1 protein-coding gene and 1 pseudogene are annotated in these 1,674 nt (G+C 50.2%); both read left to right on the top strand.

What is annotated here, in order from left to right; translation table 11 throughout:
* The first annotated feature begins 89 nt into the window (after positions 1 to 89).
* A complete protein-coding gene (fliH, locus tag R7O12_RS24175; protein ID WP_005478070.1) occupies positions 90 to 845 on the top strand; it encodes a flagellar assembly protein FliH in 756 nt (251 codons plus the stop codon).
* Positions 838 to 1,674: pseudogene (gene fliI / locus R7O12_RS24170) on the top strand (flagellum-specific ATP synthase FliI); the annotation flags it as partial. The gene fliH and the pseudogene fliI, both read left to right, overlap by 8 nt.

The raw sequence follows: 1,674 nt of genomic DNA, 5'->3' as shown, positions 1-1,674 counted from the left end.
GCCAAGACATCATGCAAATGGTGCGTGAGCTTGATGAGTCGGGCGAAGTTCAGTTGCTTCTATACGAAGAGCCAACGGTGGAATAAAGCATGGCAGAACAAAGATCGAACATTATGCGACTGCCTCCAAGTGGTTACCGTTTACACCGTTTTCCGCCGCTGGCTCAGCCAGTTGCGGTTGATGAAGAGTTCGGCTTGGACAACCAAGGTTGGCAAGAGTCGCAAGTGGACATTCAGCAGCAACTTGAAGCAGGTTTCCAACAGGGGCTGCAACAAGGTCATGAAGAAGGTTTACGCCAAGGCATCGAGCAAGGTAAGCAACAAGGCTTGCTCGATGGTCAGAAAGAAGGCTTCCAGAAAGGATTTGTTTCTGGTGAACAAGCTGGTAAGCAAGGCTTTTTAGAAGCGGCGAAGCCAGTTAATGACTTGTTCCAAGCCTTGTCTCGCTGGCAAAGTGAAAAAGAGCAGCAGCAACGCCACATGATTTGTGAGTTGGTACAGAAGGTGGCTCAGCAGGTGATTCGTGCCGAGCTTACTCTGATGCCACAGCAAATTCTGGCGCTGGTGGATGAAACACTGTCAGCGATGCCGGGCAAAGCGGAGACTGTGACGGTTCATCTCAATCCACAAGATCTAGAACGCATTACGCACATTAACGCGGATCTGCCTAAGTCTTGGAAGCTGGTTGCCAACAACGAACTGCCAATTGGTGGTTGTCAGTTAGTGACGGATGATGCGGAAGCAGACGCCAGTTGTGACTCACGCTTAGAGGCGTGCATGGACAACGTAAAACAGCACTTGTTAGACGAAGTCAGCATTCCACAGGTTGAGTCTGAAAATGAGTAGTACATTAAGCCACGAACTACTAAGTGAGCGTTTGAGCGATGCATTAGCATCGCTTGATTCTATTCCCGTTGCGCGAGTAACCGGACGCTTGATTAAAGTGAACGGCTTGATGTTACAAGCGGTTGGATGTCGTTTTAAGCTTGAGCAACGTTGCTTAGTGGAAACCGCCGAAGGCGATATGATCGAAGCACAAGTGGTCGGCTTTGATCATACCGTTGCGTACTTAATGCCAATCCGCCGTTTAGGCGGTTTGTTTGCCGGTGCGAAGGTGATCCCATTAGACGGCGACAGTACCGTGCAACTCAGCTCTCAGTGGATGGGGCGCGTGGTGAACGGCTTAGGCGAGCCATTGGATGACGGCATGCCGCTTAAAGGAGGCGATCGTGTTTCACTTGAACCTAAACCGATCAACCCCCTTAAGCGTCGTCCTGTCGATACACCGCTTAATGTTGGCGTTCGTGCGATCAACGGTTTGCTGACGGTCGGTAAAGGTCAGCGTATTGGTCTAATGGCGGGCAGTGGTGTTGGTAAAAGTGTGTTGATGGGGATGATCACCAAAAACACGGAAGCGGACGTCATTGTGGTGGGTTTGATTGGTGAGCGTGGTCGAGAAGTTCGTGAGTTTATTGAACGCAACTTAACGCCAGAAGCGAGAGAAAAAGCCATCATCATTGCAGCTCCTGCGGATGAATCACCATTGATGCGACTTAGAGCGACACTGCTTTGTCACCGCGTCGCGGAGTATTTCCGAGATCAAGGCAAAGATGTACTTTTGTTGATGGATTCCCTAACGCGTTACGCGATGGCTCAACGCGAAATCGCGTTATCT

This window comes from Vibrio sp. Vb1574, from assembly GCF_033338675.1.
The sequence above is the reverse complement of the archived record's forward strand: the minus strand, read 5'-3'. Positions and strand labels throughout refer to the sequence as shown.